We start from the raw sequence: 16,648 nt of genomic DNA on the forward strand, positions 1-16,648 counted from the left end.
CACCGTCGCAGGAGCCGCGGGCATGGAATGGTTCGGCGCACCCGAATATTGGCTGGGCAGGCTGGTACTTGAGCGCGGTATCGCAGCCGTCTACCTGATTGCGTTCGTCGCGGCGGCCCGACAATTTCGCGCGTTGATCGGCGAGCACGGAATGCTGCCGGTGCCGCAGTTCGTGGCTCGAGTGAGTTTCCGGGAACTGCCGAGCATCTTCCATTTCCGCTACTCCGATCGGCTTTTCGCCGCCGTCGCTTGGTTCGGTGCGGCACTGTCCGCGGCGATCGTCGCCGGTGTGGCCGGCTTGGTGCCGCTCTGGGCCGCAATGCTGATGTGGCTGGTGCTGTGGCTGCTCTATTTGTCGATCGTCAACGTCGGGCAGACCTGGTATTCGTTCGGCTGGGAGTCGCTGCTGTGCGAGACCGGCTTCCTGGCGATCTTCCTCGGCAACGACCAGGTGGCTCCGCCCGTGCTGACGATCTGGCTGGCCCGCCTACTGCTGTTCCGGCTCGAGTTCGGTGCGGGGCTGATCAAGCTGCGCGGTGACCGGTGCTGGCGCGACCTGACCTGCCTGTACTACCACCACGAGACCCAGCCGATGCCGGGGCCGTTGAGCTGGTTCTTCCATCACCTGCCCAAGCCGCTGCACCGGATCGAGGTGGCGGGCAATCATTTCGCGCAGCTCGTCGTGCCGTTCGCGTTGTTCGCGCCGCAGCCGGTGGCGAGCGTCGCGGGCGCGATCGTTGTCATCACCCAGCTGTGGCTGGTGGCGTCCGGCAATTTCGCCTGGCTCAACTGGCTGACGATCCTGTTGGGGTGCAGCGTGATCGACGTGTCGTCGGCGTCGGCGGTGCTGCCGATTCCGCCGCAGCCGGCGATGGCCGAGCCGCCGCTCTGGTTCGCGGTGTTTGTGATCATGTTTGCCGCGGTGTCGGTGTTCTTGAGCTATTGGCCGGTGCGCAACATGATTTCGCGGCGACAGCGGATGAACATGTCGTTCAACCCATTTCACTTGATCAACACCTACGGCGCGTTCGGCAGCATCGGCCGGGTCCGCCGAGAGGTCGTGATTGAGGGGACCGACGAGCCGACGATCACCGACCAGACCGTCTGGAAGGAATACGAATTCAAAGGCAAGCCGGGCTCGGTGCGCCGGCTGCCGCCGCAATGGGCGCCCTATCACCTGCGGCTGGATTGGCTGATGTGGTTCGCGGCGATCTCTCCGCACTACGCGTACCCGTGGCTGCGAGGGTTCTTGGTGCGGCTGTTGCAAAACGACAAGCCGACGCTACGACTGCTGCGGCACAACCCCTTCCCGGATTCGCCGCCGAAGTTCGTCCGCGCCCAGCTCTACCGCTATCGGTTCACCACGCCCAGGGAACTGGTCAGGGAACGGGCGTGGTGGCATCGCACGCTCGAAGGGCTGTACGTTCCGCCGGTGGCGTTGGAGAAGGTTCATCGGGCTAGCGCGTAGCTATCTAGCACGGATGCCGTCTTCGACTCTCTTGCCGATGTCGCGGTCGATGTTGTACCAGTATTCGACGACTCGGGACAGCACGGGTTCTTTGACACCGTCGGTGACGTGGTGAACGATGTTGTGCACCAACCGCTCACGGGCCGCGTCGTCCATCACCTCGCGAACCAGAGCGCCGGCCTGGCTCCAGTCGTCGTCATCGGACCGCAGCGTGTATGCGGCGCGCACCATCTCCGTCGGCGGCCCGTCGCACCTCGGAGGCCCGATCGGGATCGGCTTTAGGCCCACCGACGTGCGAGACTTGTCCGCAGCACTAGCACGCGCGAAGGAGATCTCGTGCTCTTCCGGCAGCTGGAATATTTCGTCGCGGTCGCCGAGGAGCGCCACTTCGCTCGCGCGGCGGAGAAGTGCTATGTGTCGCAGCCCGCGCTTTCCGCCGCGATCGCCAAGCTCGAACGCGAACTGGACGTCACGCTGATCAAACGCGGACGCAGCTTCGAAGGCCTCACTCCGGAGGGAGACCGGTTACTGGTGTGGGCCAAGCGAATAATCGCCGAGCACGACGCTTTCCGCGACGAGGTGCGGGCGATGCGGTCCGGGGTCGTCGGCACACTGCGGCTCGGCACCATACCGACTGCCTCGACCACCTCATCTCTGGTCCTCTCGGCATTCTGTTCGGCTCATCCGCTGGCCAAAGTGCAAATCCGATCGCAGCTGGCCACCTCCGATTTGTACCGGCGGCTGCGCGGGTTTGAGCTCGACGCCGCCATTGTCCCCGTCGGACCGGAAGACACCAAGGGCTTGGATGTGTTGCCGCTGTATGAGGATCGCTACGTCCTCATCGCGCCGGCCGACATGCTGCCCGCAGGTACCACGACAATGCGGTGGCCGGAAGCAGCCCTGCTGCCGCTGGCCTTACTCACGCCGGACATGCGGGTCCGCCAGATCATCGACGCGACCTTCGCCGGCCACGGCATCACGGTGAGCCCGCATGTCGAGACCGACTCGGTCAGTACGTTGCTCGCCCAGGCCACCACCGGCGACAGGGCGTGCATCGTTCCGCAAACCTGGCTCTGGGCCAACCTGATGGCTGCCGATTTGCGGGCAGTCGAACTCGTCGACCCGGTGCTCAAGACACAGATCGCCGTCGCCGCCAACTCGACGGGACCCGGTTCGCCGGTGGCCCGGGCGTTCGTGGAGAGCGCCCAGAAGCTGGAGCTCGACGAGTTCTTCGCCAAGCGGCTCGGCAGCATCTACCGCCATTGACCCGTCGTGAAACGCCTTAGCAGTGCCTTGTGGCCCATCGCGCAGACCGCGATCGCCGCCAGCCTCGCGTGGTACCTCGCTCGCGACGTACTCGGCCATCACAACCCGTTTTTCGCGCCCATCGCCGCTGCGGTGTGTTGCGCCGACGAACTGCAGCGGGTGGCCGACCTCAGCGGGTGATGCGGTCCGGCCGACTGTAGACGTTCATGGAGTCGCCGCGCAGGAAGGCGACCAGCGTCAAGCCAGACTGCGTGGCCAAGTCCACCGCCAGTGACGACGGCGCGGAAACGGCTGCCAGTACCGGGATTCCGGCCATCACGGCCTTCTGGGTCAACTCGAACGACGCGCGGCCACTGACGAGTAGCACCGTGCCGGACAACGGAATTCGACTCTGCTCGACGGCCCAGCCGATCACCTTGTCGACCGCGTTGTGGCGGCCGATGTCCTCGCGTACCACCAGCATCCGGGCGTCGGCGTCGAACAGTGCCGCACCATGAAGGCCGCCGGTGCTGGCGAACACGTTCTGCGCGTCCCGGAGCCGGTCCGGCATAGCGGTAATCGCTTGCGCGTCAACGGTGACCGGATCGTCGCCCGGACAGTACCGGCTGATCGACTGCACCGCTTCCAGGGAAGCCTTGCCGCATACCCCGCACGACGACGTGGTGTAGAAGTTGCGGGTGACGTCCACCTCGGGCATCGGTACACCGGGCGCCAAGGTCACGTCGAGCACGTTGTAGGTGTTGAGGTTGTCGGCCCGCGGCGATCGCAAGCGCGGCGAAGCCGGGCGCAGCGGGTCGCCGCCATCGGATTGGGCGCCACGGCAATACCGGACGGTGAGCACATCGTCGCGGCGGGCGATCACACCTTCGGTAAGCAGAAACCCTTGGGCCAGCTCGAAATCGGAGCCGGGCGTGCGCATCGTAACCGTCAATGGGCGGCCGTTGACCCTGATCTCCAACGGCTCCTCGACCGCCAGCGTCTCGGGCCGTTCGGCCGCATGACCAGCTGCCAGGTGACTGGCGCGCCGCCGTGCCGTTACGCGACCCATGGTTACCGGGCCGCCGATCGGGTAACTTCGATCGGGACGTGCTTCATCACCGGTTGGCCACTCTCGGCGTTGAAGTTCCCGATCGGGCACAGCACGTTGAGCTCGGGCATGTATCCCGCCGCGCAGCCGCGGGGAATGTTATAGCCGACCGCGCGATAGCCGTACACGCTGCGACGGGTGCCGTCCTTGGCGATGCTGGTGATGTCGATGTAGTCAAACTCGGAGATACCCATCTCGGCCATGTCGGTGGTGTTCATAAACAGTAGCGTGCGCAGGTTCTTTACCCCGCGGTACCGGTCGTCGTCGGAATAGACGGTGGTGTTGAACTGGTCGTGGGAGCGCATCGTGCCCAAGATGAGTTGCCCCTCGGAGGGAACCACATCCGGCAACTCCGCAGCGGAAAATTCGGCTTTGCCGGAGTCGGTGAGAAACACGAGTTCTCGTGCGGGCTGGCGGATTCGGAAGCCCAGCGGTTGGCGCACCCGCCGGTTGAAGTCCTCAAAGCCGTAGAGTCCCTTGGCCATCCGGTCGCGGATCAGGTCGTAGTCAGCGACCAGTTCGCGCCACGGGGTCTTGGAGTTCGGCAGCGTAGCTTCGGCCATGCCGGCTACGATGGCCGGCTCCGACAGCAGGTGCGGTGACGCCGGTTCCTTCATGCCCACCGACAGGTGCACCATACTCATCGAGTCCTCTACCGTGATCGACTGAATTCCGCTGGCCTGCCGGTCGATTTCGGTGCGGGCCACGCAGGGCAAGATCAATGCCCGTCGGCCGTGGACCAAATGGCTGCGGTTCAGTTTGGTGGAGACGTGCACGGTCAGGTCGCACTGGCGCAACGCTTCGAAGGTGTAGGCGGTGTCGGGCGCGGCCAGCGCGAAGTTGCCGCCCATCCCGAAGAACACCTTGACGTCGCCGCGGTGCATCGCATTGAGGGTGGCGACCACATCGAGCCCGTGCTCACGGGGCACGTCGATCTCGCAGGCGGCCGCGATGCGGTCCAGGAACTCCTTGGACGGATGGTGGTCGACGCCGCAGGTCCGGTTGCCCTGCACGTTGCTGTGGCCGCGAATCGGACAGGGCCCCGCGCCTTCCCGGCCGATGTTACCGCGCAGCAGCAACAGGTTGACGATCTCGCGCACCGCGTCGGGGCCGTGGGCGTGCTGGCTCACACCCAGGCACCAGGCGATGATGGTGGCCCGGGCCTTCCGATAAACATCGGCCAGGGCACGGATTTGGTCGACCAGCACGCCCGACTGGTGTTCGATCTCCGGCCAGCTCACCGCCTCGCATGCCGCTTTGTACTCGCCGAAACCTCGGGTGTAGCGCTCGATGAACAACTCGTCGATAGCCCCGGGGTCGTCGTTGGCTGTTTCCAGCAATGCCTTTGCGACGCCCCGGATCAACGCGAAATCCCCTCCGGTGCGAGGCTGGATGTTCATCGTGCTGATGTCGGTGGCGCGGAAGAGTGCCATGTCGAGCATCTCGTGCGGCACGATCGTGCGGGTCGCTGCCGCCTCGATCAGCGGGTTGATATGCACGATGGCCGCCCCGCGGCGGTGCGCTTCCACCAATGCCGTCAGCATCCGCGGCGCGTTGGTGGCGGCGTTGACGCCCATGATGATCAGCGCGTCGGCCTCCTCCCAGTCGACCAGGTCGACGGTGCCCTTGCCGGTGCCCAGCGTCGACAACAACGCGACACCGCTGGCCTCCTGACACATGTTCGAGCAGTCCGGGAAATTGTTGGTGCCGAACTCGCGAACGAACCACTGGTAGAGGAACGTTGCCTCGTTGCCCAGTCGGCCCGACGTGTAGAAGGAGGCCTGGTTGGGCGAGTCCAGCCCGCGCAGCGTCTCTCCGATCAGGGCGAACGCCCGCTCCCACTCGATGGGCACGTAGTGATCGGATTGCGGGTCGTACACCATGGGTTGGGTGAGCCGGCCGGCGTCCTCCAGCGCGAAATCGCTCCATGTCAGCAACTCGGTAACGCTATGGACGGCAAAGAAATCAGCGCCGACGCGCTTGGGGTCCATTTCCCAGGTCGAGTGCTTGATGCCGTTCTCGCAGATGTCCAGGCGCAGGCCCTTGCGGTTGTCCGGCCAGGCGCAGCCCGGGCAGTCGAACCCGCCGTTCTCGTGGTTCATCCGCACGATCACCTGCGGACCTTCCAGCAACTCCCGACGTTGCAGCAGTACCTTACTGACGCTCATCGCTGCGCCCCATCCCGCCGCGGGATGGTGATAGTCGCGTTTCTTCGGACGGCCCTCCCCCGGCCCGCATCCGGGCGCCGCCGAATCGGGCGTGCCCTGGCCTAGCAGAACCTCTGCACCCTCGCCGGGCAGCCGGGATGCCGACTCGTCGGGCGTTGTTGTGGTCATCGTCGTACTCTCCTTATGCCGCAGGGGCTTTGCGGTCAACAGTGACGCGCGGCCCCGCGGCGTCCCTGCGCAGTCCGATCGACGGCGGGATAGCGTCGGCCGAAATCCGGCGGCGGAACACCCAGTACGTCCACGCCTGGGCGATCAGCACCGCCGGAGCGGTGATCAGCGCGGCCCACGTCATGATCTTCAGCGTGTAGGGGGTCGACGACCCGTTGTAGATGGTGACGCTCCACTGCGGGTTCAGAGTCGACGGCACCAGGTTTGGGTACAACGCGCCGAACAGCAGCACGACGACCGCAGCGACAACGAGCGTCGTGCACACGAAAGTCCAGCCTTCCCTGGGGTTTCCGGTCATGACCTTCAGACCGATCCACTGACGCCACACCAGCACGACCGCGACAAGCTGAGCGACCACGGCAGCGGCCAGCACATACCAGGTCCAGTCCTTTCCGTGGGCCAACTGGGTCCACAGACCGAACGCCGCAACGACGGCCGTCACCGGCAGCGACAAGACGGTCGCGAACCGCAACGCATCCTCGCGAACTCCCTGGGCGGTCTTGAGGACCAGAAAGACGGCGCCATGGAACAAGAACAGCGCGGCGGTCGTCACGCCGCCCAACACCGTGTAGGGGTTGATGATGTCGCCGAACGACAGATGCACACGATGGTTCGCATCCACCGGCAGCCCGCGAACCAGGATGGCGAACGCGACGCCCCACAGCACGGCGGGCAGCCAGGATCCGGCCGCGATGCCGACGTCGGCCCACTTGCGCCACCCCGTGTCGTCGACCTTGCCGCGCCATTCGATGGCCACGACGCGAAGGATCATGCCGAAAAGGATTGCCAACAACGGCAGATAGAGCGCAGAGAAAACCGTTGCGTACCAGTTGGGAAACGCGGCGAACATCGATCCGCCGGCGACGATCAGCCATACTTCGTTGCCGTCCCACACCGGACCGATCGTGTTGAGAACCGCCCGCCGGTGCATCTCGGGGTCGCCCTTGGCGACGCGGCCCAGCGGCGCCATCAGCATCCCGACGCCGAAGTCGAAGCCTTCCAGAATGAAGAAGCCGACAAACAGCGCGGCGAGGATGAAGAACCACAGCTCTTGCAAGTGAATCCCTTTCAATACGCGAACGACAGCGGCGCGACCTCGTCCGGGCTCGGTACGGCCGGCGGCGCTGGTTCGACATCGTGTTCTTGGGGACCGGCAACGACGTAGCGGCGCAACAACCCGAACCAGATCACCGCGAGCACCGCATAAACCAGCGTGAGGGTGATCACCGAGAACAGCACCATTCCGGCGACGTGGTCGGACACCCCCTGCTGCACGGTGATGTGGATCATCTGGTCGCCGGTCGGGTTGGGCACCACGATCCACGGCTGGCGGCCCATCTCGGTGAAGATCCAGCCCGCACTGTTAGCCAAAAACGGGGTTGGGATGGTCAGCAGCGCAAACCAGGACAGCCAGCGCCACTTGGGAATCCGGCCACGTCGCGTCAGCCAGAGGGCGACAAGGGAAAACAACACCGGCACGGCCAAGAGGCCGACCATCGCGCGGAACGACCAATACGTCACGAACAGGTTGGGCTGGTAGTTGCCCGGACCGAATTGCTCTTCGTACCGCAGCTGGATGTCCTTGACGCCTTCGAGTGTGACGCCGCTGAACTTGCCCTCAGCCAGGAACGGCAGCGCGTATCGCGCCTCGAGAACGCGCGCCACGCTGTCGCAGTTGTTGTGGGTGCCCACCGTCAGAATCGAGAAGGTGGGGTCGGTTTCGGTGTGGCACAACGACTCCGCAGAGGCCATCTTCATCGGCTGCTGCTTGAACATCAGCTTGCCCTGGATATCACCGGTGAAGAACAAGCCCACGGAGGCGACCAGCACAACCAGACACCCCAGGATGGTTGCCGGGCGGTACATCGTGCGTGCTTCGTCTGCCGTGGGTTCGCGCATCATCAGCCACGCAGAAACTGCGGCAACGAACACGCCGGCGGTCAGCCAGGCGCCTACGACCGTGTGGGTGAACGCCGCTATCGCCGTGTTATTGGTGAAAAGCGCGACGATGCTGTCGAGTTCGGCGCGTTTGGTTTCCGGGTTGTAGTGCGCTCCGACCGGATGCTGCATAAAAGAGTTGGCAGCGATGATGAAGAACGCCGACACGTTGACCGAGATCGCCACCACCCAGATGCAGGCCAGGTGCACGAGACGTGGCAGGCGACTCCACCCGAAGATCCACAACCCGACGAACACCGACTCGAAGAAGAACGCGGCGAGGCCCTCCATGGCCAACGGGGCGCCGAAGATGTCCCCGACGAACCGCGAGTATTCACTCCAGTTCATCCCGAACTGGAACTCCTGCACGATCCCGGTTGCGACGCCGAGCGCGAAGTTGATCAAGAACAGCTTGCCGAAGAACCTCGCCAGCCGATACCACGAGGTGTTGCCAGTGACCACCCATGCCGTCTGCATCAGTGCGATCAGCGGAGCCAGCCCGATCGTCAGCGGCACCATGATGAAGTGATAGACGGTCGTGATCCCGAACTGCCATCGTGAGACGTCGACTACATCCATCAGGGCGTCACCTGCCGGTCTCGAGGGCCACCGGGCCTTGGTGCTGTCGGCTAACCGTCCCCGCAAGAGAGCAGACGCTCATGAGCAAACGATAGGCCGGGTCAGCGGCCGCACGCGAGGGTTCCGGCAGACTATTCAATAGATGTTTTTTATTAGTCCTGCACCTTGCCGGTTAACATTTTTGGCCTGTAATTTTTTCGTTCGGTAATCGGCGCAACAGAGCATCATCGCGTCGACCCGCAAGCCGTAATCGCAGCTATCTCAACGGAAGCTCGGTGTGCTTGCAGAACTCTCCAATGAATACGTCTGCCATTCGTTGAACAATCGACACTGCGTGAGCGACGGTTACACCGCGCGTCGGACAGCGGGACGCTGCTGGGCCACGGTCGCCGCACGCCACTGCGGCCTCTTAGCGGTTGCGCTGCGGGCCCGTCGAACACCGGCCATGACCTTCGGGCCGACGGTGACGGCCACCGGGATCCACAGCGGGAACATGATGAAGAACATGAAGACGGTGAGCTGTAGAAATGCCACGAGGTACTCGCTTTCTTCGCAAGATGGAATTGGGATCTCGTGCGCTCGGCCGTCGCGCTGCAATGAAAATTACCCAGGCCGGGCGTGGCGGGCGATGTCGTCAGCGGACCAAGTTTCGGCGCCGTCTTGTCCGCGGAAGACAAGGCGGCGCGAATATCCGCAATTGCCAAAAACTAAGCACGTCAACCGGGTTACGATGTCAACCACCAGGTGAGATACCCCCGACGGGCCGGGCGAAATGATCGAATTGACAATAGCGTCAGCGTTTATCAATGCCGGACAGTCGCTTGGGGGCTACACGATCGAGTACCGGCGCCGCACCAGGTTCTTCGACGCCGGTAACGACGAGGCCTATTCGCCGGTCGAATCTCGGCCGCTGACGAGCGTCAGCGCTGCTGACACCAGGGCGTGATGGCCGACGGCGCCGACGACGCGGTCGTTGTCGCGGCCGCGGCCACGATCATCGGCAGGCTGGAAGACCGGCTGGCCGAGCTGACGCGTTCGACCCAGGAGTTCCTGGTCAGCGAGATCGTGGACCTGCGCGGGGATGTGCAGTTGCTGCAGCTGTTGCGGGACACCGTCTCCAGCAATATCGACACGTTCTTCTCCGCCATTCGCAACCGGATCCCGGTCGAGCACATCGAGCCGCCGGCGGCCGCACTAGAATACGCGCGGCGGCTGGCGCAGCGCGACGTGTCGGCCAACGCGTTGGTGCGTGCATACCGGCTGGGGCATCAAGAGGTGCTCAAGACTGCGCTGGAGGAAATCCGTGCATCGGAGCTGGATCCCAAGCTGAGCCTCAACGTCTACGAGCTCATCGCGACAGTCTCGTTCGAGTACATCGACCGAATCTCGCAGCTGGTGGTGGTGACCTACCAGGACGAGCGTGAGCAGTGGCTGGAACGCCGGAACACGTTGCGCGCGTTGATGGTTCGCAAGCTGCTTTCTGGCGCGGATGTCGACATCGATGCAATGACAACCGCAGTCCGCTACCCGCTCAAGCAGAACCACCTGGCGCTGGTTGTCTGGTGCCCCGAGTCGGATCGTGGCGACGAACTGGCGTCAATGGAGCGATTCGTGCACAAGCTCGCCGAATCGATTGGCGCCCGCGATGCTCCGTTGTTCGTCTCGATCGACCATGTGACGGCCTGGGCATGGATTCCGCTGTTGGGCAAGGCGGCATCGGACACGCCGTCGCGGATCCGCGAATTCGCGAGCACGACGGCGGACGCGCCTTTCATCGCCACCGGCAATCCGTTGCCGGGGATCGAGGGCTTCCGCCGCTCGCATCAGCAGGCGCTGGATGCTCGCACCGTCGTAACCGCGTCGGAAACGGAAGTGCCGGCGGTGATCACGGCCAGTGATCCCGGGCTTGCGGTGGCGGGACTGGTCGCCGACAACGCTGGAGCGGCGGCTGCCTGGGTCGGGGAGGTACTCGGTCCGCTCTCATCCACCACCGAAGGCGACGAACGGCTCCGGGAAACGCTGCGGGTGTTTTTGCGGACGGGTTCCAGCTACAAAGCCGCCTCCGAGGAGCTGCACCTACACGTCAACTCGGTGAAATACCGGGTGCAGCGGGCGGTCGAACGTCGGGGCAAGCCAATCGCCGACGACCGCCTGGACGTCGAGGTCGCCTTGTTGCTGTGCCAATGGTTCGGCTCGGCGGTGCTGCGCGAGGACTGATTGCGTGGGCCGTCATCCTCCGGCAACTGCGGCGTCCTTCGTGGCGACCTTCTCCCGGTATATCGGGGAACAGCGGCTCGCCCAATGGGACCAGCTTGTTGATGAGCGTTTTCACCGGCCCTGACCGCGTGATCTTGGCGTAGACCTCGCTGTTGATGATCCCGCGAGCCAGGTTGTACTCGCCGCGCCAGAATTTGTCGGCGATGTCACCGGGCATCAGCAAAGTGACGTCAGGCTGCAGGTCGCTGGGGCCGAAGACGACTTGGTAGTCCTCGCGGAACGCGACGGTCAGCTCGCAGTCGAGGTCGGTGAGGACGACCCGCAAGACGAGGTTTTCCGCCCGAACCTTGGGGCCGACCTCGGGATGATTGCCCGCGTCGCGAAACATTCCGCAGATGTATTCGTCAACCTCGTCTGCATTCTTGAAGAACATTGTCCCCAACTCCTCCCTGGGGGTAACCGGTATGGGTCAAGTATTTGGCGGGGCACAGGAGACTGCTATGGAACCGTTGCCAAGATGCGCACCGCGTCCTTGGTGGCCGTTACAAACGACGCGGGCGATTAGAGCGTGCTGTCGAGTTGGCCGAGGCGCTCGGTCAACCGCAGGTTCTCCGAGTAGTCCACCGGGCAGGAGATCAGCGAGACACCGTCGTCGTCGAGCGCGGCTTTCAGTGTCGGCAGCAGATCGTCGGCGCTTGTGATGCGATATCCCTTGGCGCCGAAGCTTTCCGCGTAGCTCACCACGTCGGGGTTGCCGAACTTGACGTAGTAGTGGTCGCCGAGTTCGAGGTCCATCTTCCACTCGATGAGCCCGTATCCGCCGTCGTCCCAGATCAGCACCACCAGCGGGATCTTTTCCCGAACGGCGGTCTCGATCTCCTGCGAGTTCATCAGGAACGCGCCGTCACCCACGACCGCCAACACCTTGGCATCGGGACGCGCCAGCTTGACGCCCAGCGCCCCGGGCAACGCAAAGGCCATGGTGGACAAGCCATTCGAGATCAGACAGGTGTTGCGCTCATACGTCGGATACAGCCGCGCCATCCACATCTTGGTGGCGCCGGTGTCCACCAGGACCACGTCGTCGCGGCCCAGTGCGGCACGAGTATCTGCGACCACCCGCTGCGGCGCGAGAGGAAACCGCGAATCCTGTTGCCCTCGTTCGAATTCCTCGGTGAGCAGATCACAGCCGGGAGCCGCGGCGTCGGTGCTGAAGCGGTGCCCCGCAAGCGCGTCGGTGAGCGCATCGAGAGAGGCGCTGATGTCACCGATGATGCCGACGGCAACCGGGTAGTGAACGTCGACCTCGGCGGGGAACCGGTGAATGTGGATGATCTGTTTGTCACCGTTCGGGTTGATCTGGACCGGGTCGAACTCCTGCAGCTCGTAGCCGACAGCGACCACGACGTCGGCGTTGTCGAACCCGAAGTTGACGTAGTCGTGGCGCATGAACCCCATCGTCCCGATGCTGTTCGGATGGTCGTCGGGCATCACGCCCTTGCCGTGGAAGGTATTGGCGACCGGGATCGAGAGCTCCTCGGAGAACCGGACAAGGGCCGCGGTGGCGTCGTTGCGGGCCGCGCCGTGGCCGGCCAGCACCACGGGACGTTTCGCGGCGCGAAGGATGTCGGCCGCACGCTGCACCTGACCTTCGGCCGGCGCCTCAGCGCGGGGGACGTTGCGCGGCAACGGCTTCAAGTCGTAATCGGTGTCATCTGTGTCTATGTCTTCGGGCACCGCGAGATACACCGCCGCCGGACGTTCGGCCTCGGCCAGCTTGAACGCCTTGCGGAACATCTCCGGGATCGCCCGCGCGGTCGGCACACCGTCGGCCCAGCGGGTGATGGGCGCGAACATCGACACCAGGTCGACGTACTGGTGCGACTCCTTGTACTCCCGGTCGTGGCCGACCTGGGCGGAGATCGCGACCATCGGCGTGCTGTTGGTGGTGGCGTCGGCGACCCCGAGCTGCATGTTGATGGCACCCGGGCCGAGCGTGGTGGACACCACCGCCGCGCGGCCGGTGACCCGGCCGTACATCTCGGCCATGAACGCCGCCGCCTGCTCGTGGCGGGTCAGCACGTAGCGGATGTCGGAGTCGGCCAGCGCCTGCACAAAGCGGATGTTCTCCTCACCCGGTATGCCGAAGACCACCGACACACCCTCGTTTTCCAGGCACTTCACCATCAGCTGGGCGGCAGTACTCACAGCCGCCACGATAGTGGGCGCCATCATGTATGTATTTTGTATGTATATAGAGCTATCATGCATACATGAGTTCGTTGGTGCAGATCCGCAACGTCCCCGAGGCGGCCCGTCGGGAACTCAAAGCACGCGCTGCCGCGCGCGGTCAGTCGCTGAATGCTTACCTGCTTGACATGATCAACCGGGAGGTCGGCCGGCCCTCGGTCGCCGAAGTCCTTGAGCGTGCCGCGCAACGCGCCGAGCGTTCTACCGGGTCTGCAGTCGAGGTCGTCGACGTCGCTCGAGCCGAGCGAGACGAGCAGTTGACTCGCCGTCGCGCGTGATCGTCATCGATAGCGCGGCGCTCGTCGACGCACTCACTGTCGTCGAGGGCACCGACGAGCTGCGCGACGACCTCGCCGCCGAGGAACTACATGCTCCTACGTTGCTGGACTTCGAGGTGGTCTCGGCGCTGCGCGGGCTAACGCTGTCCGGGCACATCAGCCCGGCTCGAGCACGCGATGCCTTGACCGACTTCGATGCCCTAGCTATTTGGCGGTGGCCGAGCAGCGCAGCCTTTCGGTTACGGGCCTTCGGCCTCCGCGACAACCTCACTGCGGACGACGCCGCATACGTAGTGCTCGCCGAAGCGCTGGAATGTCCAATCCTGACTCGGGACACACGACTGTCGCGCTCCAGCGGCCACGATGTGGAGATTCGTGTCCGTTGAGTGGCAGGCTGGAAGAGAACGTGCCGCCCATTCAAGGAGCTCACCGTGTCCATCGCCACGATCAACCCCGCCACCGGAGAGACGGTCAAGACCTTCACCCCGGCGACGGCCGAGGAAATCGACGCCGCGATCGCCCGCGCGCATGACCGGTTCGCCGATTACCGTCGCACCAGCTACGCGCAGCGTGCCGAGTGGACCAACGCGACGGCGGACCTGCTGGAGGCTGAAGCCGACCAGGTCGCTGCGATGATGACCTTGGAGATGGGCAAGACGCTGGCGTCGGCGAAGGCAGAAGTCCTGAAGTGCGCCAAGGGTTTTCGGTACTACGCCGAACACGCAGAGCAGCTGCTGGCCGACGAGCCGGCGGACAGTAAAGCGGTGGGCGCAACCAAGGCATACACCCGCTACCAGCCGCTGGGCGTCGTGCTGGCCGTCATGCCGTGGAACTTCCCGCTGTGGCAGGCGGTCCGGTTCGCGGCGCCGGCGCTGATGGCCGGCAACGTCGGGATCCTCAAGCACGCATCGAACGTGCCGCAGACCGCGTTGTATCTGTCCGACGTCATCCGTCGCGGCGGCTTCCCTGAGGGTTGTTTCCAGACGCTGCTGGTGCCGTCGAGCGCGGTCGAGGACATCCTGCGCGATCCGCGGGTGGCGGCGGCGACGCTGACGGGCAGCGAGCCGGCGGGCCAATCAGTCGGAGCCATCGCGGGCGACGAGATCAAGCCGACCGTGCTGGAGCTTGGCGGCAGCGACCCGTTCATCGTGATGCCGTCGGCGGATCTGGACGCGGCGGTGTCGACCGCGGTCACCGCGCGGGTGCAGAACAACGGCCAGTCGTGCATTGCGGCCAAACGCTTCATCGTCCACACCGACGTCTACGACGAGTTCGTGGACAAGTTCGTCGAGAAGATGGCCGCTCTACGGGTGGGTGACCCGACCGACCCGGACACCGACGTCGGCCCGCTGGCCACCGAGTCCGGCCGCGCCGACGTCGAGAAGCTGGTCGACGAGGCCGCGGCGGCGGGCGCGGTAATCCGTTGCGGCGGAAAGCGTGTCGACGGGCCTGGCTGGTTCTACCCGCCGACGGTGATCACCGATATCACCCGCGATATGCCGCTCTTCTACGAGGAGGTGTTCGGGCCGGTCGCCTCGGTGTACCGCGCGGCCGACATCGACGAGGCGATCGAGATCGCCAACGCCACCACCTTCGGACTGGGCTCCAACGCGTGGTCCCGCGACGAGTCGGAGATCAGCCGTTTTGTCGACGACATCGAGGCCGGGCAGGTCTTCATCAACGGGATGACGGTGTCCTATCCCGAGCTGCCGTTCGGCGGCATCAAGCGCTCCGGCTATGGCCGCGAGCTGTCGGGTCACGGGATCCGGGAATTCTGCAACGCCAAGACCGTCTGGGTCGGGTAGCCGACAGGATTTCGGCGCGATAATCGTCGCTCAGCGACGTGTCCTGTGTCGGGACATCGCTGACAGGTGTATGTCTCGGGACATCGCTGACACCTAAGTAGGGCTGCGACCAGGATGGTCCATGGCCCAGAAGGTGACGGCGATGGATATCCGTGCCGCGACGGCGTTAGCCGGGCAGATCAACAATGTTTCGCAGTTTTGCCGTGATCGGCAGATCAGTCGGCAGACGTTTTACAAGTGGCGGCGTCGGTTCGGTCAGGACGGTCTGGCTGGCCTGCAAGAGCAGTCACGGCGGCCAAATTCGTCGCCCGGTCAGACCCCGGTCGCGGTGGAAGAAGCCGTGCTGCGTAAACGCAAACAGCTGCTTGAGCAGGGCCTCGATCATGGGCCGCAATCGATCGTGTGGGCGCTACAACGCGACGAAACGCCAGCGCCGTCACCCTCGACGGTGTGGCGGATTTTGACCCGTCACGGCGTGATCGTTGCCCAGCCGCAGAAACGGCCCAAATCGGCGACCAAACGGTTTTGCTTTACCCGACCCAATGAATGCTGGCAGTCCGACTGGACCGGGTGGGACTTGGCCGACGGCGCTGCGGTGGCTATCGCCGCCAGCCTCGATGACCACTCTCGCTATGTGCCCGCCCTACAGGCCGGCCTCGGCTACGGCACCGCTGAGTTGGTGTGGTCGACGATGCTGGCCGGTATCGGCGAATGCGGGATCCCGACAATGTCGTTGGCCGACAACGGATTCGTCTATACCGGTCGGCTACGCGCGTTCGAGTCAGCATTCGAGGCCAACCTGCGCGCACTGGGCACACGCACCATCAACTCGACCCCGGCCCATCCGCAAACCTGCGGCAAGATCGAACGGTTCTGGCAGACGTTGAAGAAGTGGCTACGCGCCAAGCCGGCCCCGGCCACCCTCGATGAACTCAACGTACTGCTAGACCAATTCCGCGACTTCTACAACCATCACCGGCCTCACCGGGCCCTGCGCGGAGCTACCCCCGCCCAAGCCTTCCACGCCACGGAGAAGGCCCGACCCAGCGACCGCCCGCTACCGACACCGGTCTTCGTCAGCCGCCACACCGTTGGCGAAACCTCCGGCAAACTGCACGTGGCGCCCTACCGCGTCAACGTCGGACTGCGCTGGGCCGGACACAGCTGCGATGTCGTACGCCAAGATGACTACATCGCCATCTTCAGCGGCACCACCCTGATACGCGCACTCACCGCCGACCCGACACGCAACTACCAACCCGGCGACAAAACCACCCGTACCTACCGCACCCGCGAACCCAAACCGACATCATGAGTGTCAGCGATGTCCCGAGACATAACTGTCAACGATGTCCCGAGACACC

Annotated in this window: 14 protein-coding genes and 1 pseudogene; 8 read left to right on the plus strand and 7 right to left on the minus strand. The window is 64.4% G+C overall.

Going from position 1 to position 16,648, the window contains the following annotated elements:
* The first annotated feature begins 22 nt into the window (after nucleotides 1-22).
* A complete protein-coding gene (locus tag MFM001_RS00625; protein ID WP_116372553.1) occupies nucleotides 23-1,468 on the plus strand; it encodes a lipase maturation factor family protein in 1,446 nt (481 codons plus the stop codon).
* Here MFM001_RS00625 and MFM001_RS00630 read toward each other — a convergent pair.
* Nucleotides 1,469-1,757: pseudogene (locus tag MFM001_RS00630) on the minus strand (catalase-related domain-containing protein); the annotation flags it as partial. It lies immediately after the preceding gene.
* 47 nt (nucleotides 1,758-1,804) lie between these two features.
* Here MFM001_RS00630 and MFM001_RS00635 point away from each other — a divergent pair.
* Both MFM001_RS00635 and MFM001_RS00640 read left to right on the plus strand, forming a co-directional pair.
* Nucleotides 1,805-2,734 (plus strand): LysR family transcriptional regulator, encoded by a 930-nt coding sequence (locus MFM001_RS00635; protein WP_116372555.1) that lies wholly within the window; start codon nucleotides 1,805-1,807, stop codon nucleotides 2,732-2,734.
* 6 nt (nucleotides 2,735-2,740) lie between these two features.
* Nucleotides 2,741-2,914 carry a hypothetical protein gene (locus tag MFM001_RS00640; protein WP_238158822.1) on the plus strand — a complete coding sequence of 58 codons (174 nt, stop codon included), beginning with the start codon at nucleotides 2,741-2,743 and terminating at the stop codon, nucleotides 2,912-2,914.
* Here MFM001_RS00640 and fdhD read toward each other — a convergent pair.
* The 5 genes from fdhD to MFM001_RS00665 all read right to left on the minus strand — a co-directional run bounded on the left by fdhD (nucleotide 2,904) and on the right by MFM001_RS00665 (nucleotide 9,268).
* Nucleotides 2,904-3,782, minus strand: a complete 879-nt coding sequence (gene fdhD / locus MFM001_RS00645; RefSeq protein ID WP_116372557.1) for a formate dehydrogenase accessory sulfurtransferase FdhD — start codon at nucleotides 3,780-3,782, stop codon at nucleotides 2,904-2,906. The genes MFM001_RS00640 and fdhD overlap by 11 nt on opposite strands.
* A gap of 2 nt (nucleotides 3,783-3,784) precedes the next feature.
* Entirely contained in the window at nucleotides 3,785-6,157 is a 2,373-nt protein-coding gene (locus tag MFM001_RS00650) for an FdhF/YdeP family oxidoreductase (protein WP_116372559.1), read from the minus strand.
* Between the two features lie 13 nt (nucleotides 6,158-6,170).
* Nucleotides 6,171-7,280: a cytochrome d ubiquinol oxidase subunit II gene (gene cydB / locus MFM001_RS00655; protein ID WP_116373510.1), complete on the minus strand. Its 1,110-nt coding sequence runs from the start codon at nucleotides 7,278-7,280 to the stop codon at nucleotides 6,171-6,173.
* Nucleotides 7,281-7,285: 5 nt separating this feature from the next.
* Nucleotides 7,286-8,734 (minus strand): cytochrome ubiquinol oxidase subunit I, encoded by a 1,449-nt coding sequence (locus MFM001_RS00660; RefSeq protein ID WP_116372561.1) that lies wholly within the window; start codon nucleotides 8,732-8,734, stop codon nucleotides 7,286-7,288.
* 345 nt (nucleotides 8,735-9,079) lie between these two features.
* Nucleotides 9,080-9,268 (minus strand): hypothetical protein, encoded by a 189-nt coding sequence (locus tag MFM001_RS00665; protein ID WP_142760655.1) that lies wholly within the window; start codon nucleotides 9,266-9,268, stop codon nucleotides 9,080-9,082.
* Nucleotides 9,269-9,679: 411 nt separating this feature from the next.
* Here MFM001_RS00665 and MFM001_RS00670 point away from each other — a divergent pair, with 411 nt between their 5' ends.
* Nucleotides 9,680-10,951: a CdaR family transcriptional regulator gene (locus tag MFM001_RS00670; protein ID WP_116372565.1), complete on the plus strand. Its 1,272-nt coding sequence runs from the start codon at nucleotides 9,680-9,682 to the stop codon at nucleotides 10,949-10,951.
* A gap of 561 nt (nucleotides 10,952-11,512) precedes the next feature.
* Here the strand turns inward: MFM001_RS00670 and MFM001_RS00680 are convergent.
* Nucleotides 11,513-13,183 (minus strand): acetolactate synthase large subunit, encoded by a 1,671-nt coding sequence (locus MFM001_RS00680; protein ID WP_255421923.1) that lies wholly within the window; start codon nucleotides 13,181-13,183, stop codon nucleotides 11,513-11,515.
* A 41-nt stretch (nucleotides 13,184-13,224) separates the two neighbouring features.
* Here MFM001_RS00680 and MFM001_RS00685 point away from each other — a divergent pair, with 41 nt between their 5' ends.
* The 4 genes from MFM001_RS00685 (at nucleotide 13,225) to MFM001_RS00700 (ending at nucleotide 16,599) form a co-directional block, all read left to right on the plus strand.
* Entirely contained in the window at nucleotides 13,225-13,479 is a 255-nt protein-coding gene (locus MFM001_RS00685) for a hypothetical protein (RefSeq protein ID WP_116372567.1), read from the plus strand.
* Nucleotides 13,476-13,865: a type II toxin-antitoxin system VapC family toxin gene (locus tag MFM001_RS00690; protein WP_116372569.1), complete on the plus strand. Its 390-nt coding sequence runs from the start codon at nucleotides 13,476-13,478 to the stop codon at nucleotides 13,863-13,865. Before MFM001_RS00685 ends, MFM001_RS00690 begins: the two co-directional genes overlap by 4 nt.
* A 45-nt stretch (nucleotides 13,866-13,910) precedes the next feature.
* Entirely contained in the window at nucleotides 13,911-15,284 is a 1,374-nt protein-coding gene (locus tag MFM001_RS00695; protein WP_116373514.1) for an NADP-dependent succinic semialdehyde dehydrogenase, read from the plus strand.
* 121 nt (nucleotides 15,285-15,405) lie between these two features.
* Nucleotides 15,406-16,599, plus strand: coding sequence for an integrase core domain-containing protein (locus MFM001_RS00700; RefSeq protein WP_116372571.1), 1,194 nt, complete (start codon nucleotides 15,406-15,408; stop codon nucleotides 16,597-16,599).
* The last annotated feature ends 49 nt before the right edge of the window (nucleotides 16,600-16,648 follow it).

Origin of the sequence: Mycobacterium sp. MFM001, from assembly GCF_003402475.1 — a bacterium.
Taxonomy (GTDB): Bacteria; Actinomycetota; Actinomycetes; order Mycobacteriales; family Mycobacteriaceae; genus Mycobacterium.